14 protein-coding genes are annotated in these 17,466 nt (G+C 69.5%); all 14 read left to right on the top strand.

Annotation, left to right across the window (positions count from 1 at the left end):
* The 14 genes from ACWCQ6_RS24220 to ACWCQ6_RS24155 all read left to right on the top strand — a co-directional run bounded on the left by ACWCQ6_RS24220 (position 1) and on the right by ACWCQ6_RS24155 (position 17,071).
* Positions 1-432: a roadblock/LC7 domain-containing protein gene (locus ACWCQ6_RS24220; RefSeq protein ID WP_451092420.1), complete on the top strand. Its 432-nt coding sequence runs from the start codon at positions 1-3 to the stop codon at positions 430-432.
* Positions 429-812 (top strand): DUF742 domain-containing protein, encoded by a 384-nt coding sequence (locus ACWCQ6_RS24215; protein WP_356086005.1) that lies wholly within the window; start codon positions 429-431, stop codon positions 810-812. Before ACWCQ6_RS24220 ends, ACWCQ6_RS24215 begins: the two co-directional genes overlap by 4 nt.
* The gene (locus ACWCQ6_RS24210; protein WP_451092418.1) at positions 784-1,404 is read left to right on the top strand and encodes a GTP-binding protein; all 621 of its coding nucleotides are present in this window, start codon (positions 784-786) and stop codon (positions 1,402-1,404) included. Before ACWCQ6_RS24215 ends, ACWCQ6_RS24210 begins: the two co-directional genes overlap by 29 nt.
* The gene (locus tag ACWCQ6_RS24205; RefSeq protein WP_451092416.1) at positions 1,401-2,693 is read left to right on the top strand and encodes a cytochrome P450; all 1,293 of its coding nucleotides are present in this window, start codon (positions 1,401-1,403) and stop codon (positions 2,691-2,693) included. Before ACWCQ6_RS24210 ends, ACWCQ6_RS24205 begins: the two co-directional genes overlap by 4 nt.
* A gap of 98 nt (positions 2,694-2,791) precedes the next feature.
* On the top strand, positions 2,792-3,937 hold the full coding sequence (locus tag ACWCQ6_RS24200; RefSeq protein WP_451092414.1) for a polyprenyl synthetase family protein: 1,146 nt from the start codon (positions 2,792-2,794) through the stop codon (positions 3,935-3,937).
* Between the two features lie 48 nt (positions 3,938-3,985).
* Positions 3,986-5,581 (top strand): labda-7,13-dienyl diphosphate synthase, encoded by a 1,596-nt coding sequence (locus ACWCQ6_RS24195; RefSeq protein ID WP_451092412.1) that lies wholly within the window; start codon positions 3,986-3,988, stop codon positions 5,579-5,581.
* A complete protein-coding gene (locus tag ACWCQ6_RS24190) occupies positions 5,578-6,957 on the top strand; it encodes a cytochrome P450 (protein ID WP_451092410.1) in 1,380 nt (459 codons plus the stop codon). The genes ACWCQ6_RS24195 and ACWCQ6_RS24190 overlap by 4 nt, the downstream gene beginning before the upstream one ends.
* The gene (locus ACWCQ6_RS24185) at positions 6,954-7,922 is read left to right on the top strand and encodes a terpene synthase family protein (protein ID WP_451092408.1); all 969 of its coding nucleotides are present in this window, start codon (positions 6,954-6,956) and stop codon (positions 7,920-7,922) included. The genes ACWCQ6_RS24190 and ACWCQ6_RS24185 overlap by 4 nt, the downstream gene beginning before the upstream one ends.
* Before the next feature lie 436 nt (positions 7,923-8,358).
* Positions 8,359-9,081, top strand: a complete 723-nt coding sequence (locus ACWCQ6_RS24180; protein ID WP_451092406.1) for a MerR family transcriptional regulator — start codon at positions 8,359-8,361, stop codon at positions 9,079-9,081.
* A gap of 232 nt (positions 9,082-9,313) precedes the next feature.
* Positions 9,314-10,768, top strand: a complete 1,455-nt coding sequence (locus tag ACWCQ6_RS24175; protein WP_451092404.1) for a SagB family peptide dehydrogenase — start codon at positions 9,314-9,316, stop codon at positions 10,766-10,768.
* On the top strand, positions 10,765-11,343 hold the full coding sequence (locus ACWCQ6_RS24170; RefSeq protein ID WP_451092402.1) for a hypothetical protein: 579 nt from the start codon (positions 10,765-10,767) through the stop codon (positions 11,341-11,343). The genes ACWCQ6_RS24175 and ACWCQ6_RS24170 overlap by 4 nt, the downstream gene beginning before the upstream one ends.
* Positions 11,340-13,529: an NHLP family bacteriocin export ABC transporter peptidase/permease/ATPase subunit gene (locus ACWCQ6_RS24165; protein WP_451092400.1), complete on the top strand. Its 2,190-nt coding sequence runs from the start codon at positions 11,340-11,342 to the stop codon at positions 13,527-13,529. Before ACWCQ6_RS24170 ends, ACWCQ6_RS24165 begins: the two co-directional genes overlap by 4 nt.
* The gene (locus tag ACWCQ6_RS24160) at positions 13,526-16,630 is read left to right on the top strand and encodes an ATP-binding cassette domain-containing protein (RefSeq protein WP_451092398.1); all 3,105 of its coding nucleotides are present in this window, start codon (positions 13,526-13,528) and stop codon (positions 16,628-16,630) included. The genes ACWCQ6_RS24165 and ACWCQ6_RS24160 overlap by 4 nt, the downstream gene beginning before the upstream one ends.
* Positions 16,631-16,717: 87 nt before the next feature.
* The gene (locus ACWCQ6_RS24155) at positions 16,718-17,071 is read left to right on the top strand and encodes a hypothetical protein (RefSeq protein WP_451092396.1); all 354 of its coding nucleotides are present in this window, start codon (positions 16,718-16,720) and stop codon (positions 17,069-17,071) included.
* The last annotated feature ends 395 nt before the right edge of the window (positions 17,072-17,466 follow it).

Raw genomic sequence — 17,466 nt, 5'->3', positions numbered from 1 at the left:
ATGCCTGAAACCCACGCAGAGACCGGTCCGTCCGCCTGGGTCCTGAAGCCCATCACCGAAATCCGTGGTGTCCGGCACGCCCTGACCATGACTCTCGACGGGATGGTCCAGGCCATCTCCGAGGGTCTCACCAAGGACGAGGCAGACGGCATCGGTGCGATGACTGCCGCGCTGCACTCCGCCTCCCGCGCCGCCACCAACGCCGTTCTGGGAGCCCCTCGGAGCACTCCGCTCAAGACCGTCACCTCACACAACGACCGGGGCATCTACATGGTCATGCCGGTCGGCGAAGGAACCAACACCCTGATCGCGGCAGCGGGCGATGAGGACATGCCCATGGGGGTGGTCGCAGCCACCATGGCCCGCCAGGCAATGAAACTCGGGGAACAGATAATGTCCGTTCCCGCCCGCGCCAGCGACGGGGCGTCATGAGTCGCGGCCAGGAACAGCGACGGCTGCTGCCGGCCTACCTCGCGACCGGGACCAACCCCGGCGCCGGCCTCTCGGGCACCCTCGATTCGCTGGCCGCTCTGCGTGCCAGTGGTCTGCCCCTCGCGAGGTACCACACAGCGGTGCACCAGCGCGTGATCGAGCTCCTTACCGACGGGTCTCTCAGCGTCGTCGAACTGGCCGGCTATCTCGGCCTCCCGGTCAGCGTGACCCTGGTTCTCGCCGAACAACTTGTCAATGACGGTCAGTTAAAGGCCACCGTCCCGATTCCGGACGCCCTCCGCGCGTCGAACGATGGCCGGCCGTCGAAAGAAGTCCTGGAAGAGGTTCTGAGTGGACTCCACGCTCTCCTTGCCGCCTAGCACGCCTCCCGTCTACCTGCCCGAGGGAGAACACCGAAGGATCAAGATCCTCGTTGCCGGCCCGCTCGGTATCGGCAAGACGACCGTGGTCAAGTCGCTGTCGCAGATTCCGACACTGCACACCGACGAAGTCATGACGAACGCGGCCGTCGCCACCGATGACCTCAGCCACGATGTCCTGCGTGACAAAACCACCACCACGGTCGCCATCGACTTCGGCCGTCTGACGCTGCCGGGCGACAAGATCGTTCTGTACCTGTACGGAACTCCGGGGCAGCGCCGCTTCCTTCCGCTGTGGGAAGGCATCGCGTTCGGAGCACTCGGTGCCCTCGTCCTGGTCGACACCCGGCGGCTCAAGGACTCCTGGGAAGTGATGGAACTCATCGAGGAGCGCGGTTTGCCGTACGCCGTCGCTGTGAATGTCTTCCCTGACTCACCCAAGTACGACTTGGCGCTCATCCGTTCGAAGCTCGACCTGGCCCCGGAGACACCACTGGTCACCTGTGACGCACGAGAGAAGAACAGCGGCCTGCACGCCCTCGCCCAACTGACCGCCCATTCCATATCCGTTGCCGGAGTCAAAGCCTCGTGACGCTCACACCAGCCGAATCCCCCGTGTCCCTGCACGGGGCCGAACACGCCGCGAACCCGCAGCGCAGCTATGAACTTCTGCGCAGGCAGGGAGCGGTCGGCGTAGCCGAAGTGGCCCCCGGTGTCGTGGTCAACCTGGTCACCGACTACCGAGCCGCCCTCGACCTCCTCCAGGACACCGATACGTGGACGAAGGACACCCGGAGCTGGCTGCCGCAGGTGCCGGAGGACAGCCCGATCCGGCCCCTGGTGGAGTGGCGGCCAAGCCTGTTCTTCGCCGACGGCGAGGCACACGCGCACCTGCGTCGTGTGATCACGGACAGCTTCGGTCTCCTGGATCCCCATGATGTGCGCGCCCTGACATTCCGCTTCGCCGACACGCTGCTCCAGGAGTTCGCCGATACCGGGGCTGTCGACCTCGTGCGCCAGTACGCGCAGCAGCTGCCCCTGATGGTCTTCAATGCTCTGTTCGGCATGCCGGACGAGGACGGCCCGCGGCTCGCGTGGGCACTCGAGGCGATGATGGACAGCGATCCGGAGAAACAGGCAGCGGGCGGGCAGGCGTTCAGCGCCTACCTCGAAACCCTCTACGGGACCAAGGCGGCACGGCGCGGCCACGATTTGACCTCCTGGTTCATCGATCATCCCAATGGGTTGAACCAGGAAGAGGCCGTCAACCAGATCCTCATCACCCTCGGGGCCGGGAACGAGCCACTGTGCAACCTCATCGCCAACGCGCTCGTCCGCCTGCTCAGCGACGACCGCTATTTCGGCACCCTGACCACCGGGAGCCTGCCCATCCAGCACGCCATCGACGACGCGCTGTGGCACGACGCACCGCTGGCCAACTACAGCGTCCACTTCCCCAAGAAGGACGTGACCTTCCACGGCGCTCGCATCCCCGCAGGCTCGCCCGTCATGGTGTCGTACGCCGCCGCCAACACCTGTCCCCACTCGGGCGTGCCTGCGGACGGCTACCGCTCCGGGAACAAGGCCCACCTGGCCTTCGCCGCAGGGCCCCATACATGTCCTGCCCGTGACGTCGCCACGCTGATCGCCACCGCGGCCATCGAAAGGCTCCTGACCTACCTGCCGGACATCGAACTGGACGTTCCCGCCCACAAGCTGACCTACCGCCCCGGGGCTGTCCACCGAACGCTCACCGCGCTCCCGGCCCGATTCACCCCGCTGGCCCCAGACGCCAACGGGGCCACCCCCTGGAGCCGAAGCCCCTCCTGCCCCGAGCGGGACACGCGATTCTCCCCGACGTCAGGCGGCACTGAGGCGTAGAAGCCGTATCACCTGCCGTCGATCGTCACATCGCGGTGGTGCCGCCCGGGAGCCGGTCGGCACCACCGCTACAGCCCTGAGGAGGAGACGCGGGTCCGTTGACCCGTCCTCTGCAAGAACGGAACCGCGACGACGGTTCCCGAGCGAAAGAGGATCAATCGCCAGTGACACAAACCATTCACACGGGACTGCCCGACCTCTCTTCCCTACGACAGAAGGTGGGTGCGGCTCTGACCGGATTCCTGGACACCAAGGAACGTGCTGCGCCAGGAATCGAGCTGCTCCACCTGACCACCACCCTGCGCGGATTCCTGACCGGCGGAAAACGACTTCGGTCCCTGCTGTGCCTGTACGGATGGCAAGCCGCCGGAGCAACAGGTGACATGACTGCTGCCGTTCGCACTGCCGCCAGCCTCGAACTCTTCCAGGTGTTCGCCCTGGTACACGACGACGTGATGGACGACAGCGATGTCCGCCGCGGCCGGCCGTCCGCCCACCGTGCACTGGCCACCGCGTATACCGACAGCGGCGGCCCGGGCAGCAGGGCCGAGGCGCACGGTCTGGGCGCGGCCGTCCTTCTCGGCGACCTGGCCCTGGTGTGGTCCGATGAACTTCTTCGAACAGCGGACCTCAGCCCGGGGCGGCTGGCGCAGGTGTTGCCCCTGGTGGCCGAAATGCGGAGCGAGGTCATGTACGGCCAGCTCTTGGACTTGCAGACCACCGGCCGCCTTACCGGTGATGTGGATACGGCACTGCACGTTATTCGATACAAGACGGCTAAATACACCATAGAGCGACCCCTGCACATAGGGGCGGCAGCGGCCGGAGCAACCCCGGCCGTACTCGATGCTTGCACCGGTTTCGGCATACCACTAGGAGAAGCGTTTCAGCTGCGGGACGACCTGCTCGGGGTCTTCGGTGATCCCGCCAAGACAGGCAAACCAGTACTGGACGATCTGCGCGAGGGCAAGGCCACCGTCCTGATGGCGCTCGCGGTCCAACGAGCCTCCACGGCCGAACTGAAAACACTGCGCGAGCTGGTCGGCCGAAGCGACCTCAACGAGGAACACGCAGCCGCGGTCCGCACGATCCTGAACTCCACCGGCGCCCGGCAGACCGTGGAGGAAATGATCACCACGCGACGGGCGGCCTCCCTTGCCGCCCTGGACGACGCCCCCTTCCCGGGAAGTGCCAAAGCCTCCCTGCGCCGGCTCGCCCTGGACGCGACGGCCAGGCAGACATAAGGCATCGCCGTACTCCGCCAGTCAGAACCCCGAGGAGGAAGTCGCCCTATGAGCATCAGCACGCCCATCGGCACATCTTACGCCGAACGAGCCACCAGCCTGGTGGCCAGGACCGACCAGGACAGTTGGGGAAGCGTCCGTCCCTCCCTGTACGAGACGGCCCGCGTCCTCTCGGCGGCGCCGTGGCTGCCCGAGGAGCCACGGCGGATCACGTACCTGCTGGAACAGCAGGCGCCCGACGGCAGTTGGGGGGAGGGACCGCTGCCCTACCGGCTGCTGCCGACACTCAGCGCGGTGGAGGCCGCACTGGCTGTCCTGCGAAGGGGCACCGCGTCCGCAGCAGTCACCGGCCGGCTCACGGCCGCGGTGAACCGAGGCCTCGACGTACTGCGATCAATGCCATCGGTGGGCCCGTGGCCGGACACGGCTGCAGCGGAAATACTCGTACCCAGCCTGGTGGCCAGGATCAACGAGAGGCTGGGCTCCCTGATCGGCGGGGACATGCCCGGTATCGGTGGCCCCCGGCTGCCGGTTCCGGGCGGCTTCCACGCGTCGGCACCTGTTTCCGTGGCCAGGCGGTACGAGTCGACGGGCAGCCTGCCCGTCAAGTTTCACCACACGTACGAAGGCGTGGACAGCTACATACCGCCGTCTCTCGTCCCTGACGTCGAAGGCCTGCTGGGCAGCTCGCCGGCCGCCACCGCGGCACGGGCAGCGCGGTCACCTGCCACTACCGCTCAGGCCGTCGACGACCTCACCGCAGTGGCGCAGCGCTACGGCGGTCTCTTCCCCGAGGCCGCGCCCCTCCGCGTGGTCGAACGGCTATGGGTCGCCGCCGCGCTGGCGCGCGCCCACCTGCCCGCTGCCGCTCTTCCCACTGTCCGTGGGTGGGCCGAGGAGATCTACGATCCGCAAGGCGTGCGCGGTGCGCCCGGCCTCATGACCGATGCCGACGACACTGCCATGGCGGTGCTGGTTGCCTCGCTCGTCGGCCTGCCGTACGACCCGGCCCCGCTGGACCTGTTCCACAACGGCAGCCACTACGACTGCTACATCGGCGAGGACACCGGATCGGTCACCGCGAACGCCCACGCCCTCCAAGCCCTCGTGAGCTACCTGCGGCGCTGCCCGACGGCAGAGCACACATACGGTCCCCGAGCGGCGAAGCTGTGCGACTGGCTGACCAGCCAGCAGCAACCCGAAGGACACTGGACCGACAAGTGGCATGCCTCCCCCTACTACGCCACAGCGCGCAGCGTCACCGCGCTCGCACAGTACGGCGGCCACCACGCGTCCAGGGCCGTCCGGAGCGCCGCCGCGTGGACCACTGACACTCAGCGCGCCGACGGCTCCTGGGGCGTGTGGGGCAGCACCGTCGAAGAAACCGCATACGCCGTCAAGATCCTGCTGAGCGCGGCCACACCCACACCGCAGCCGCAGCACACCCGGGCCCTGGACCTCGCAGAAACGTATCTGCGCGCCGCCTCGCACCCCAGCCACCAGCACCCCGCCCTGTGGCACGACAAAACCCTGTATGCGCCCACCGCAGTGATCGAAGCGGAGGTGCTCGCTGCGCGGGAGTTGCTGCGGGCACATCGCGCAGCCGCATGTACAGAAGCAGATGTGGAAAGGACGGACGCGTGACTCCTGACATGGATGTGACTGCCGATATGGACGTTCCGCCGATCGCTCCGGGGCGGCTGCCGCTCATCGGACACGTCGTGCCCCTGCTCAAGGACCGCCTGGAGTTCGTCGAACGCCTGCGCACATACGGGCCGATCGTCCGTATGTCGGTCGGCCTCAAGAAGGTGACCGTGGTCAACTCTCATGAGCTGATCCACGAGATGCTCACCAGCAAGTCCGGCTCCTTCTCCAAAGGGTTGCTGGGCGAGAAGCTCAAGCTTTTCGGTCAGTCGGCCCTGCCGGTCGCGGAAGGCGCGCCCCACCTGCGTCGGCGCCGCCTGCTCCAGCCCGCCTTCCACCGCGAGCGGATCAGCGGGTACGTCAACACGATGCGGGAAACGGTGGAACCGTCCATCACGGGCTGGCGTGAGGGGGAAATGCTCGACCTGAAGACCGTAATGGGGCTCATGGCCCAGGACGTGGCCATGTCAGTGCTGTGCTCCTTCCGCGCGGAACAAGAGCGGGCGCGCGCGATCCTCGACGCCGTCGACACGGTCTTCACGGCCGCCATCTGGCGCACCATGGTGCCCGTGTCCTCGTTGGAACGGCTGCCCACCCGCAGCAACCGGCGGCTCAAGGCCGCCCGCAGCCTGCTGCGCAGCGAGGTGGCGGACATCATCGCGGAGCGCCGGGCGGCCCCCGACGCCCACGACGACCTCGTGACACTGCTCCTGGAGGCCCGGGACGAAACCGGTGCGCCACTGCCCGACAACGAGATCCTGTCGGAGATCATCGGGCTGCTGGCCGCGGGATCCGAGACAACGGGAGTCATGCTGGCCTGGCTGTTCCACGAGCTGGGCCGCGACCCCGAGCTGGAGCGCAGGCTGCACGAGGAGGTCGACTCCGTGGTCGGGGAGGGCCCGATCACCGCCGAGCACGTCCCCCAACTCGCCTTCACCCGCAGACTGGTCAGTGAGACCTTGCGCCTGCACCACGCCGGCTGGCTGGTGACCCGGCAGGCCACCGAGCCCGTGCGCCTCGGGCAGGTCGGAGTGCCGGCGGGTGAGCAGGTGCTGTGGAGTCCCTACGCACTGCACCGGGACCCGGACCTGTACCCCGACCCGCTGCGCTTCGACCCCGACCGCTGGCTGCCGGAACGCCCCCAGCCACCGAGAGGAGCCTTCATCCCCTTCGGGTCAGGAAAACGCATGTGCATCGGCGACGCATTCGCCTGGACGGAGGCGATCGTCATCACGGCGTTCATCGCGTCCCGCTGGCGACTGCGGCCCGTTCCCGGCGCCACCGTGGAGCCGATCGGGCTGCTCACCGTGCACCCGTCGGACCCCCGTATGGTCGCCGAAACCAGGCAGCGGGCCGTCGCGAGGACAGCCGCATGAGCCACACCCGCAGCTCGGACGCGCGTACCCTGCCGATGCCCGACCTCCGGGGCTCTTTCCCCGGCCCCTTCGCCACCAGCCCGTATGCCGACGCCATCGAGGAGCAGACCGCCCGGTGGCTCCGGACCTTCCCCTTGATCGGTTCACCCGTCGAGGCGAAGGCCCTCTGCAACATCACGGCACAGGGGGTTGCTCATGTCCTGCCCACGGCGGACCGGGACGGCGTATTCCTCTGCGCCGATCTCTTTCTGTGGCTCACCGCGTTCGACGACGTACACGGCGAGGCCGAAGGAGGCCGTGACACCGCCCGTCTGGTCCGCCGCATCAGTCACTGTGTCCACCTGCTGGCCGGCCACGACGAGCCGGCGGCCGATGACGACGCCTGCATCGCCGCCCTGCGGGAGCTCCTGCGCCGGTTCCGGGAACGGGCCACGCCCACGCAGTACCTCCGGCTCACCGCGCACCTGCGGGACAACCTCTTCGGCATCCTCTGGGAGGCCCATCACCTCGACAGGCCCGACCAGGTGACCCTGAGCGACTATTGCGCGATGCGCCCACACACGGTCTTTGTCCGGACCGTCATGGCGACCGCGGAAGTCGCGCTCAGGTACGAACTCACCGAGGATCAGCGAGCCTCGGCAGCAGTGCGGGAGTTGGAGAAGGCCGTTGCCGACCTTGCCGGGTGGATCAACGACCTTGCCTCGTACGCGAAGGAGGAAGATCGTGGTGGCCGGACTCCTCTGAGCCTGCCGACACTGCTGATCCGACACCGTGAGTGCGACCTCGAAGGGGCGTTCCGCCTGGCCTCCCGCATGTGTGAAGACCAAGCCTCCACCGCACGCCTTCGAATCACCGAACTCGCCGCCAACAACAAGAACGCACTCGCGGATCACGCTCACGCCATGGAAGCCGTCGCAGCCTCCTACGTGTGGCACATAGGGCACGCCCGCTACCAGCGTTGCTGACTCCGGCTCGTTGGATTGACCTTTCTCGAAGTCCCTGATGGGCTTGGAGTGTTGTCTGGATCCGTCGTGTGCGAGGTTCCTTGTAGAGACAGCTCAATCGCTAGGGCCTGTCCGGCGGATCAGGGTCGGACAGCCCTTAGGCCGCCGACGGCCTCATGCACAAGATCGGGCCCGGCCTCCATACCGCCACAACCTGGTCACCAACTGGCTTGCAACCAGCCGGAGTACGCTGACTACGCGGTCTTGGGTCAAGGCCGCGTAGCAGTCAGCGGCGATAGTCCCGGACCGTTCCGAACCGGCCGTCAGCGGGACGTCAGCAGGACATGCGCGAAACGTCAGCCGCTTGCTACAGGGTGGGGCTGCCGTTCGGCCCGGCCCGGACCCCTGTCCGGGCCGGTCGGGCACAGGACCCGCGCAAGCAACAGAGAGACCCGCAATGAAGAGAATCTCGAATGCCCACTACACGGTTGACGAGATCTCCAGACTGGTCGGGATGTCACCGCGGAACATCCGTGCACACCAGTCGCGCAAGCTGCTCCAGCCACCGACCCGCCGGGGACGGATCGTCTACTACGACGAGACCCACGTCCGCCGCCTCCAGCACATCGTGTCCCTGCAGCGTCAGGGCTTCAATCTGGTCTCCATCGCTGCCTTCCTCGGCGTCGGGGACCACGACGAGGAGGTGGACCGGCTCACTGCCGCAGTCAACCGCGCAGTGCGCGACCAAGCCGCGGTGTTCCACTCCCTGAACCGGCACGGCATGCTCGGGTGGGAGGCCGACGGTACGGTGACAATCTCGCAGCCGGGGGTGCAGCGGGCGGCGATGGAACTCGTGCGAACCGGAATCCCACCGACGGCAGTGCTGCGCTGCCTGGCGCGGCTGCTGGACCGGATCGCCAACGTCGCCGAGGAGCTGGTCACCTCCTCCAGCGCGAATCTCATGTCCGCCGCCGCACCCGGGTTCACACAGTCCTCGGCCACTCGGCCGGTCGATGGCCCCCTGACCGACCGATTCACCGAGGGGCTGGTGGACCTCCTGGTGAACACCTTCCGCGCCGCCGCGGAGGAGCGCTGCCGGGAACTGGTCACGGACAGCCTCATGGCGGACGGCGGCTCCGAGGCCTGGATCGAGGAACACCTGGTGGTCGAGAACGGCTGAGCGGGACCCGCCCCCGCCCCGCAACACCCATCGACGGCACGCTTTCGTGCAACGGTCGGGCCGCTGCCGGGCACGGGGTCGTTCCTTCCGCGCACCGGCCGCCTCACCGGCACTACGGTCAAGGCGCATCGGCAGTAGTCCAGTTGCCGTGTGGTGGCTGCGTGAGACGCGCTGTCACCAGTTCACGCCCATGCGCCGCACGGCCGCCCCAGTACCGGAAGCATGAAAGCCAGTGAACCGCACTCCTCTTCTGCACGGCGCCGTCAAGACCGAGAGCTACCGCCTGCGCTCCGACGCGCGGCTGATCGAGGAGCCGGGCGGCGGTCTGGTCCTCGAGCAATCCCGCTACCGACTGCGTCTGCCCGGGCTGGAGGCAGGACGCCGCGCTCTGCTGCTGCGGATGGCGGAGAACTGGCTGGGCGACCTGCAGATAGCCCAGCTCGTCACCGGCCTGGACGGCAACTCCCGGCTCCTGCAGGCGCAGTTGCTGGTCCGACGGCTGGTGCTGCACTCCTGGCTGGAGCGCCGGATCTCTGTCGGCGCCCGCGCCCTGCTCGACGTGGTGCCGCGCCGGATCGGCGCCCACAGCGTGCCGCCCCAGCACCGGCACGGCGCCGGGGCGGTGTACCGCCTGTCCAGGTTCGCGGTGCTGCGGGCCGAACAGAGCCGGATGGTGGCGTACTCGCCGCTCAGCACCGTCGGGATCAGCTGCCCGCAGACCCGGCTGGCCGCCGTGCTCGCCCGAGCGTGCGGGGAACCCGTCGGCCTCGGCGAGGTGGCCGAGGAACTGGGACTTGACGAGAGCACGGCGGGACTGCTGCTGGACGAGCTGCTCTCCGCCCGTCTCCTGCTCACCCCGCAGGACGCTGAGGCCGAGGCCCGGTCGGCGCCGCTGGCCCTCTGGTCGGCGGAGGAACTCTGGCTCCACGACCGCACCCGGCCTGAGCGCCACGCGGCCCCGATCGGCGCCACCGACCGGTTCCGCGATCTGCCGGAGCCGGAGCCCGCGGAGCCGGTGTCCGGCTCCGCCCGGCCCTCGATCGCGCTGCCCGAGCCCGGCGCCGCCGACCGACAGTCCGATTCCCTGTCGGCGGTGATGTCCCGGCGCCGCAGCGTGCGTCGGCACGACGACACTCGGCCGCTGACCGTCGCCCAGCTCGGCGAGTTCCTCCACCGGGTCCAGCGGCTCGAACCGCGGGACCGCGACGGCGAGGTGACCGGCGTCCGGCCCTACCCGGGCGCGGGCGGCCTCGGCGAGCTGGAGGTCTACCCCCTGATCTGGCGTTGCGCGGGCCTGCGTAGCGGCCTCTACCACTACGACTCGACGCACCACCGCCTGACCACCGTCGCGACACCCGGGACGGAGACCGAGCGGATGCTGTCGTTCGCCCGGGCGACGGCCACCATGCCGGGCCCGCCGCAGGTGCTGTTCGTGATCACCGCCCGGGTCGGACCCCTGATGCGCAAGTACGAAGGGATCCCCTACGCGCTGATGCTCAAGAACGCGGGAATCCTGACCGCCTGGATGTACCTGGTGGCCACCGACATGGGCCTGGCGCCCTGTGCCCTCGGGGCCGGCGACTCCGCCTCCTTCGCCGCCCTGGTCGGGCTGGACCCGCTGGCCGAGCCCGCCATCGCCGAGTTCGCCCTAGGCTCCCGCCCGACCGAATCCGAGGAGCAGTCATGAGATTCCGCAAACAGGCCGTGCGGAAGCTGGAATCGCCCGAACAGCTGGACGAGATCGCCCGGCTGACCTCGGTACCCGGCTGGCTGACCACCCTGGCGCTGTCCGTCGTGCTCTTCTCCGTCGGCAGCTGGTCCGCCTTCGCGACTGTCACTGAGACCGTCTCGGCCCCCGGGGTACTGCTCCGTGCAAGCGGCGAGCAGCCCGAGGCGGTGGTCTACGCACCGGTGCCGACCGCACCCCTGCTGCAACCCGGCCAGTCCGTCCGGCTGTCGGCCGCGGCCGCCCCCACCGCCACAGCCGGCACCCTGTCGGGGACGGTCACCGCCATCGCCTCCGCGCCCGAGACCGAGCAGTCCCTGCGCGCCCGGTTCGGCGCCGACCACAACCTCACCCCGTACCTCGGGGCCGGCCCGGTCGTCGAGGTCACCATCCGCCTGGCCACCGACCCGCAGTCGCCCACCGGGCTGAAGTGGTCGCGCTCCGGCCCCGCCTTCGCGCTCAGACCCATGAGCCCGGTGACCGCCGTTCTCGCCGTATCCGCCGAACACCCCATCAGCTGGCTGGTGAAACGATGAGCCTCTTCTCCAGGCGCACCGTCGCCCGCCCCAGCACCAGACGGGTCCGCACCCCGACCGTCATCCAGATGGAGGCCACCGAGTGCGGAGCGGCGTCCCTGGGCATCGTGCTCGCCCACTACGGCCGCCACGTCCCCCTGGAGGAACTGCGCCAGTCCTGCGGGGTCAGCCGAGACGGCTCCACCGCGGCCAGCGTCGCGAAGTCGGCGAGACGCTACGGGCTGACAGCGCGCGGGCGGCAGAGTCCGATCGCCGACCTCGGCTCGGTGCCCCTGCCGGCCATCCTGTACTGGAAGTTCGAACACTTCCTGGTACTGGAGGGCATGGGCCGCAAGGTCTGGCTCAACGACCCGGCCACCGGCCCGCGTTCGGTGAGCTGGGAGGAATTCGAAGACGCGTACACGGGCATCCTGATCGCCCTGGAACCCGGTCCGCATTTCGAACGCGGGGGCAGCCGCTTCAGCCTGCCGCGCGCGCTGCGGGAACGCTGGCGCAATCTCGGCTCCGTGGTGTCGCAGACGGTGCTGCTCGGCATCATCATCGCTCTCGTCGGCATCGCTGTGCCCGCGCTCACCCGGGTCTTCGTCGACCGAACGCTGCTCGGCTCCGGTTCCGGAACGCTGACCGGGCTGGTGGCGGCCCTGGCTGTGGCCACGGTGGTCACCTTCATCGCCGGCTGGCTCCAGCAGCGCCTGCTGGTCCGGGCCGAGACCGCCGTCGCCCTGGGCAGTGCGGCACGCCTGCTGCGGCACATGCTGCGGCTGCCGATGGACTTCTTCAACCAGCGGATGGCTGCCGACCTCGCCCGCCGGGTGCGCACCAACGACGTTGTGGCCGACATCTTCACCCGGCGCCTGGCCTCCGTCGCGGTCGACATGATGCTGGTCCTGTCCTACGCCGCCCTGCTGTGCCAGTACGACCTGACGCTGGGCCTGAGCGCCCTGCTGTTCTCCGGGCTGAACGTCGCCGTGCTGCGCTGGCTTTCCACCATGCGTGCGACCGCGATCGCCGGGCTCCAGGCCGAGCGGGGCCGACTCTACGGAGCCGTCTACACCACCATATCGATGATCGAGACGGTCAAGGCCAGTGGACAGGAGGAGCTGAGCTACCAGCAGTTCGCAGCCCGGCAGGCCGCGGTCACCAGCGGGCAGCAGCAGGCCGGGGTGCCGGCCGCCATCGTCGCAGCGGTACCAGCCCTGCTCGCCGCGCTCAACACGGTCGTGCTGATCGCCCTGGGCAGCCACCTGGTGGTGACCGGGACGCTCAGCGTCGGCATCCTCATCGCCATGCAGGGCCTGGCCATCGCGATGAACCGGCCCGTCACCAGCCTCGCCACGGTCAGCGCCCAGGTGGAGGAGATCGGCGCCGACCTCCAGCGCCTCCAGGACGTCGAGCGCTACCCGCTTCCACCGGCGCGGACGGCCGCCCACCCGGTCTTCCCGCTGGAGGGGCACGTGGTGCTGGACAAGGTCACCTTCGGACACAACCCGTTGGTCCCTCCACTGCTCAACGAGTTCTCGCTCGACCTGCCCCCGAGCACCCGGGTCGCCCTGGTCGGCGGCTCGGGCAGCGGAAAGTCCACCGTCGGCCGGCTCGTCGCCGGACTCCACCGGCCGTGGAGCGGCCGGATCACCGTCGACGGCCAGGAGAGCGCCGACCTCGACCCCGCCCTGTGGGCCGCCACCGCGGCCATGGTCGACCAGGACCGGGCCATGTTCGAGGGCACCGTACGGGACAACATCACCCTGTGGGACCCGACCGTCCCCGACGAGGACGTCGTCCAGGCGCTCCGGGACGCCGGCATTCATCAGGAGGTGGCCGCCCGTCCGGGCGGCCTGGCCAGCCCGGTGCACGAGGGCGGACGGAACTTCTCCGGCGGCCAGCGCCAACGGCTGGAGATCGCCCGCGCCCTGGTCCGCAACCCGCGCCTGCTGATCCTCGACGAAGCCACCAGCGCCCTGGACACCGAGACCGAGCGGCTGATTGACGCCAACCTGCGCCGCCGAGGCGCCACCTGCCTCATCATCGCCCACCGCCTCTCCACGATCCGCGACTGCGACCTGATCGTGGTGCTGGACCACGGCCAGGAGGTCGAACGCGGCACGCACGACGAGTTGCTCGCCAGCGACGGCTCGTACGCGGCACTGATCCGCCACCACCAGAGCTCCGGGAGGGAAACCCCGTGAACATCCCCGCTCCACCCCGGGACTGGGAACTGCTCGTCCACTTGGCGGAGCCGGGCTCCGCCACCAAGACCGCCCGTCGGCTCGACGGACGGCACACCATCTACCTGCTCGACGGCGGACCGGCAGACATCTTCGCCACCCGCCCCACCCTCGGTGGCAGCACTTCCCGCCAGCACTTCGTCGCCCGCTGCCCGGCCTACAGCGCCATCCCGTCCTCGACCGCCACCGGCGAGTGGCAGCTCACCGTCGTCCCGCTGCCCGGAGGCCGGCTGCACGACATCGACCACCACCAGCTCTCCCGCCTGCAACTCATGGTCCAGCGCGGCAAATCCGAATCCGCCCCGCCACCGGTACCGCACCATGCCGCCCCGCCGCCGCAGCACGGCAACCGGATCGCCGAAGCGATCAGCGACGCCCTCGACCGCGCTCTGCAGGCGGTCTCGGACGCGTCGCGCACCACCACCGCGCCACGCGACGCCGAAGTGCTGCGCCCGCGTCAGATCCACTCGCTCGCCCAGGGCCGGACGGTCGTCGGCAGCGGGCGGCCCTGCTGGCTGCGGGTGACGCACGGCCGGATGAGCAAGAACGGCCGGACGGAACCATCCGTGTCTGCGAGCCGCGAGGCGCTGTTCCTCGGGGTGCGCGACTGGACCCGGGTGGAGACCGATTGCCTGGCGGAACTGCTCAGCACCCCGGACCTGCTGCGGTCGGGTGTCCTGTTCGAGGCCGTCGACCAGCAGATGGCCCACCTGGTGCGCTCGCTCACCGACCGGATCCAGGCCGCCGACGCCGCGTTCCTGCGCTCGCTCGACGCCCGTCGGCACGCCGCCGATCAGCTGGTGGCGGCCAGTGCACGCGGGGCGCTTCGGGTGCTGGGCACCAAGGGCGCCCGGGGAGGACACCTGACGGCGAACGGCACCCAGGACGCCCGGGCCTGGGCGGTCGAAACCCTGCGAGTGGTCACCGAGGGCGCGGACGTCACCGTTACCGAGCCGCCGGTCCACATCCCCGGCACCACCGACCCGGCCGACGAACTGCGCGCGGTGGCCCAGAGTTCACGGCTCCACCTTCGGCAGGTCCGGCTCCCGAAGGACTGGTGGCGCAACAATGCCGGACCGCTCGTCGGCTGGTGCGACTCCGCCGACGTCATGGCCTCCGCCACCCCGGCGCGGGTGCCCGGGGCCGGAGCGAAGACGGTCCGCGACGGGAAGAAGGCCCGGCCGGTTCCGGTCCCGCTGCTGTTCGCCCGCGGCCGCTACTGGATGGTCAATCCGTACACCCGGGTCCGTACCCCGGTGGACCAGCACCTGGCGGCGGCCTTCACCCGCAACGCCACCCTGGTACAGCTCCCGCTGCCCTCAGCCGGCAGTCTGTGGCAGCTGGTGCGCCTCGGGGCGTCCGGAACCGGTTCGGAACTGCGCTCGGTGCTGCTCAACGCGGTGGTCGTGGCAGCGCTCGGGCTGGCGACCCCGCTGCTCGTCGGGTGGGCACTGAGCTCGCTGGCCGGTGACGGCCCGCATGACCTGCCGTGGGCCACCGGGCTCTACCTGGCGAGCGCGGTGGTGGCGGCCCTGTTCACCGTCATCTTGAACCTGCGGGCGCTGCGGCTGGAGGACCGGCTGGAGTCCGGGATCCAGCTGGCGCTGTGGGACCGGCTGGTCCGCCTGCCGTCCGACTTCTTCACCCGGACCACCAGCGGGGTCCTGGCGAACAAGGTGCTGGGCACCGCCTACGCCCGGCAGGCGCTCAACGGGCTCGCCACCCGGACCATCCTGGCCTTGCTGACCGCCGTCGCCGGGCTGGCGCTGACCGTGCGGATCAGCCCGATCATGGGCCTGTACGCGCTGGCCCTGCTCACGGCGACCTCCGGGCTGGGGCTCCTGTTCGGCGTCGTGGTGGTACGGCGTCAGCGCCAGGCCCTGCCCGCCGAGCACCACGCGGCCGCGGTGACCAACGAGTTGTTCGGCGGCATCGTGAAGATCAAGCTCGCGGCCGCCGAGAACGCGATGTTCAGCCGCTGGGCCCAGGCCACCGTCGCCGCACGCGCCGGTCTGCAGCGGGTGCACCGGGTCCAGGCGGCGATGGCGGCGGTGGCCGTTACGGTGCCGGTGGCCGGGCAGCTGGTCCTCTTCGCGGTGCTGGCCGGCCCGCTGCACGGGCAGGTGCCCGCCGGCGACTTCTTCACGCTCAACGCCGCCTTCGCCCTGCAGCTCCAAGCGATGATCCAACTGGTCACCACGGGAACCGAGTTCGTTGCCGTGCTGCCGCGGCTGAACGGTCTGTCCGAGGTGCTCACGGCGCGCACCGAGCGGGAGCCCGGCCACGTTCAGCCGACGGAGCTGCACGGCGAGATCGAGATCGTCAACGCCTCCTTCGGCTACCCCGGCCAGGACGCCCCCGCCCTCGACCGGGTGTCGCTCCACGCACGCCCGGGGCAGTTCGTCGCCATCGTCGGGCCGAGCGGCTCCGGCAAGTCCACCCTGCTGCGGCTCCTGCTCGGGTTCGAACGCCCGCGCAGCGGTTCGATCCTCTACGACGGCCAAGACCTCGCCGAGCTGGACGCGCAGGCCGTGCGCCGTCAGTGCGGGGTCGTGCTCCAGGACAGCAAGCCGTTCAGCGGCACCATCCGCGAGAACATCTGCGGCGCCAACCCGTACTCCCTCGACCAGGTCTGGGAGGCTGCGGCCATGGCCGGACTCGACGAGGACATCCGGCGGATGCCCATGGGCCTCAACAGCCTGCTGTCCTTCGGCGGCGGCACGCTCTCCGTCGGGCAGCGGCAGCGGGTACTGATCGCCCGGGCGCTGATCACCAAGCCCCGCGTCCTCTTCTTCGACGAGGCGACCAGCGCGCTGGACAACCACACCCAGGAAGTGGTCACCGCCAGCACGCACCAGCTCGCCGCCACCCGGATCGTCATTGCCCACCGGCTCTCCACCGTGGTCAACGCAGACCTCATCCTGGTCATGGACGAGGGCCGGATCGTCCAGCGCGGCACCCACGAGGAACTGCTCGCGGACACCGGCGGGCTGTTCCACCGGCTCGCCCGACGGCAGTTGTGGGAGCAGCCGGCGACTGCCGGGGAGCTGGTCCGTTCCTGAGGCGGGCGTGGCGCAGCATGCCCTCGCCCCGTCCCGAACCGTTCGCAGCCGTCCAAAAAGTCCGTCCACAGAGCAGAGGAGCGAGCCATGTACTCCGCCGAACGCACCGCCTTCGCCGTCGGCTACAGCGCGATGGTGGCAGCCGTCTGGTCCGATCCGAGCCGGGAACGGCTCCTGACCGAGGAACCGCGCGTCCTGCTCGCCGAGCACGGCATCGGGGTGCCGGCAGATACGGCCATCGATGTCGTCCGGGACCTGCCGGCGACGCCGGATGTGGTGGAGGTCCAGATCCGGTCCTGGGAGGAGGCGCCCGCCCGGGGCCGCCTCACGCTGTTCGTGCCCCACCCCGACCGCTGCGACGCGCGGGATCTCACCGAAGAGGAAATGGACGCCCTGGTGGCCGGTGCCGGCGTTCCGGAATTCCTGAGAACTCTCCACTGACAGGCCGGACAACCCGACCGTGGCATTCATCGGTGTCACGGTCGGGAAAGTCTTGTTGCCGGAAAGGGTGCCGCCTAGATTCCTCTTACGGGCGAGCTTGCGGCGCAGCGTCCGGAACCCGCCGTGAAGCCCGCAGGGAAAGGGAAAGGGAAAGACCGTGAACGAGGACGACGAGACCTATGCGGCTGATCTGTCGGACGACGACCTGGAGGCCCTCGTGGCCGGCATCAAGGGCCTGAACATCGCGGGCGACGAGTAGCGCCGTGCCCCCGTTCCCGTCCGTGTCCCGCCCCCATCCGCGTCGATAGCGCCTGAGCGGGGGCACACCCGAGGGGCCGAGCCATGCCTCCAGCAGGCCCGATGTCGCGACCAGACAGCCGAGTTGGGCCCGGCTG

It is taken from the genome of Streptomyces sp. NPDC001880, from assembly GCF_053594575.1.
This window is presented reverse-complemented; position numbering and strand designations above follow the sequence as displayed.